Here is a 3,642-nt window from a genome sequence, read left to right on the forward strand (position 1 = left end):
CCCCACGGGGTGCCCGCCCTTTCGTGCGTCAGCGGCGTCGCGCGAGCGTGGCCGACACGATCCCGCCGGCCACCAGCACCACCGCGGCCGCGCCCACCGCCCAGCCGGGCCAGTAGCCGGCCCGCACCGCGGGCGTCAGCTCGGTGCGCAGCGGCAGGTCCGCCACCAGGTGGTCGGGCGTGAACAGCTGCGTGCGCGCCACCAGCGTGCCGTCCGGCGCCACGACACCGCTGACGCCCACGGTCGAGACCTGCACCGCGGCGCGACCCGTCGTGATCGCCTGCAGCCTGGTCATCGCGAGCTGCTGCGTCGACTCCGCGGTGTACCCGAACGACGCGTTGTTCGTCGGCACCACCAGCACCTGCGCGCCGCGCTGGACCGCGTCGCGCACGATCTCGTCGTAGGCGACCTCGAAGCAGATCACCGTCGCCATCGGCACGGTCACCGGCCCCGACCCGTGCCCGATGGCGGCGCCGTCCGCCGGCAGGTTCACGACCGCCGGCTCGGTGCCGGGGATCATGTCGGTGGTGACCCGGTCCACCTGGGAGCTGAACAGCCGCACGAACCCGCGGATCGGGATGTACTCGCCGAAGGGTGCCGGGTGCTGCTTGGCGTACCGCTGGGTCACGCCCTGACCGGGCTCCCACAGCAGCGCCACGTTGTACCGCCCGCCGGAGGCAGGGAACTCCTGGGCGCCCACGAGGATCGGCGCACCCACGGCCGTGGCCGCGTCGTCGAGCGCCGCCCCCACCTCCGGGGTGGACTGCGGGTCCAGGTCCGAACCGTTCTCCGGCCACAGCACCACGTCGACGCCGTCCCCCGGGCCCTGACCGTAGTCGCCGGCCGCCTGCTCGTCCGCGATCGCGTACGTGCCGCGCAGGTGGTTGTTGAGCACCTCGGCCCGGTTGGCGAACGACCCCTCCCCCGGCTCCGACACGTTGCCCTGCACCGCGCCGGCCCGCAGCACGCCGGCCTGCGCCGTCCCCGTGCCGGCGTCCACGACCCGGCCCACGTGCCCCGGGTCCGCGGCGTCGCTCACCTCACGGGTGGCCGCGTCGTGCGCCAGCGGCAGCAACGACGGACCGACGACCAGCGCCGCCGCCGCGACGACGAACGCACCGGCGCTCGCGGACCCTCGCGCCCGGGCCGTCGCGTCACGCCAGTCGGTGCGCGCCACCCGGGCCACGGCGAGCGCGAGCAGGACGCCGGCGGCCGCGACGAGGAACGACACGAGGGTGGTGCCGCCCAGCCAGGCGGCGCGACCGGTGGGAGCGCCGGCCACCGTCCACGCGAGCCGCCCCCACGGGAAGCCGCCGAAGGGGATCTCCGAGCGCCACTGCTCCACCGCGACGAACAGGACGGCGAACACGAGGCCCTGGGCGAGCGGGTGGCGACCGACCCAGCCCCAGCGCCGCGCCCACGTCCACAGGGCGCCGAACCCGGCGAGGAAGAGTGCCTCGAGCGCTGCGAGCGCGATCCACGGCACGGTGTCGGTGGCGAAGTTGGCCCACCAGATGTGCGGCAGCCAGAACGTCAGGCCGGCGACCAGCCCGACGAGGAAGTTCCACCCGGCGGCGCGACGTCCGTCGCGGCGCATCGCGGCGAACTGGAGTGCGACCGCGACGAACGCCAGCGGCCAGGCGCCGACGTCGGGGAAGGACGCCCACAGGGCGGCGCCCGCCGCGACGGCCAGCAGCAGCGTCGCCGGCCGGCTCGCCCACAGGCCCGCCCGGGGCCGCGCCGCCGTGGTGGTCGTGGTGGCGGGGCGGTGGGGGCCCGGGTCGGCGGACCCCTCGACGGGAGTCGGGCTCACGTGCAGCACCCCCGCAGGGTACGTGACCGCGACCCCGGCTCGGTCCCTCGCCTGCTCGCAGGCTTGCGGGTCGGGTCAGTCGAAGGTGTCGTACAGGACGACGCCGTCGCGCACGGTCTGCAGGCAGACGGGCTCGGGCTCACCGGGCGACAGGTCGGGCAGCAGCGGCTGCCCGGCGCGCGCCTCGGGGTTCCACGCCGACAGGCGGCCCTCGGGTGCCTGGACGGCGAGCGTGTCGGCACGCCACACGGCGAGGTGGGCCGGCGCTCCGACGCGCAGCTCGCCCGCGCCGGTGTGGTCGAGGCCCGCCAGCCGCCACCCGCCGCGCGTGTGGGCACGGAACGCCGACCGTGCGGAGATGCGCTGCGTGGTGTCCTCGTGCGTGAGGGTCGCGCGCACCGCCTGCCAGGGGTCGAGCGGGGTCACGGGGGTGTCGGAGCCGAACGCGAGCGGGACGCCTGCGCTCGCCAGGTCGGCGAACGGGGACAGGGTGGACGCGCGAGCCGCTCCCAGGCGCGCGGCGTACATCCCCTGGGTGCCGCCCCAGGCGGAGTCGAACGCCGGCTGCACCGACAGCGCCACGCCGTACAGCAGGAGGGCGGCGAGGGCCGACGCGTCGACGAAGAGGGCGTGCTCGATGCGGTGGTGCGCCGCGCGCAACGGGCCGGGGCCGAGCTCGGCGGCCGCGAGCTCGAGGCCGCGGACCACCTCGTCCATGGCCCGGTCGCCGATGACGTGGAAGCCGCCCTGCGTGCCGGCGGCGGAGCAGGCGGCCAGGTGTGCGGCGATCTCCTCGCCGTGCAGGAACAGCCGGCCGTCGGGCTCGGCCACGCCCGGGGCGGGCACCAGGTCGCTGTACGGGTGGCGCAGCGCCGCCGTGCGCGAGCCGATCGACCCGTCGGCGCACAGGTCGCCCGCGATGCCCGTCAGGAACGGCAGCTCGCCGAGCATCTGGCGCGCGTCGTCGGCCGTCGCGCACAGCTCGCCGCGGTAGGCGACGACGTGCGGCAGCCCGCCCGCGGGGTGGGCGGTGAGCGCGACGAGCTCGGCCAGCCCCTCGCGGGTGTCCATGTTGGGTTCGCTCATCTCGTGCACGCTCACGATGCCGCGGGCAGCCGCGTCCTGCAGCGCGCGCCGGTAGGCGCGCGTGCGGCGCGCCGGGGAGACCTGTCGCACGACGGCCGCGGCGGTGTGGTGGGCGTCGGACGTCACCATGCCGGACGGGTCCCAGCCGGTCAGGCGGTCGAGGCCCGCCGCCCGCGCGAACGACGTGGACACGACGGCGCTGTGCCCGTCGACGCGGGACGCGTACACGCGCCGGCCGCCGCAGGCGGCGTCGAGCTCCTCGCCCCGGGGGGCGCGACGCTCGGGCCAGGTCTGCTCGTCCCACCCGAACGCGAGGAGGGCCTCCTCACCGCCCGGGTCGGCCGCGTCGAGCTGCCGCGCGCCGCGGGCCAGCGCTTCCAGCGCGTCGGCGAGCGAGGTCACGGCCCCCGCGGTGAGGTCGACGGAGTCGGCGGCCAGGCCGGTCTCGAGCAGGTGCACGTGCGCGTCGACGAATCCGGGGGCGACCAGGGCCCCGTCGAGGTCGATCACCCGGTCCGCTCGCGCCGCGAGCCCTGCCGCCGTGTCCTCCGCCCCGAGCCAGGTCACGACCCCGTCGTCGACGAGCAGCGCCTCGGCGAACGGGTCGGCGGACGAGTGGACGACTCCGTTGCGGTACAGGGTGGACGTCACGGCTTGCACTCTAGGGCACCGGCCCACCGGCGACCCGCGCAGATCCCTCACCGGTTCGTCACACCACGCGCGGGTGGGCGCGAGCCCACCCG

General features: G+C 76.5%; 2 protein-coding genes. Both read right to left on the minus strand.

Annotation, left to right across the window (positions count from 1 at the left end):
* Positions 1–28 precede the first annotated feature (28 nt).
* The gene (lnt, locus tag ACFT55_RS19615; RefSeq protein ID WP_380245528.1) at positions 29–1,822 is read right to left on the minus strand and encodes an apolipoprotein N-acyltransferase; all 1,794 of its coding nucleotides are present in this window, start codon (positions 1,820–1,822) and stop codon (positions 29–31) included.
* 66 nt (positions 1,823–1,888) lie between these two features.
* Positions 1,889–3,550, minus strand: coding sequence for an amidohydrolase (locus ACFT55_RS19620; RefSeq protein WP_380245529.1), 1,662 nt, complete (start codon positions 3,548–3,550; stop codon positions 1,889–1,891).
* Positions 3,551–3,642: the final 92 nt, after the last annotated feature.

The organism is Isoptericola sp. NPDC057191 (assembly GCF_042670225.1).
GTDB lineage: Bacteria > Actinomycetota > Actinomycetes > Actinomycetales > Cellulomonadaceae > Isoptericola.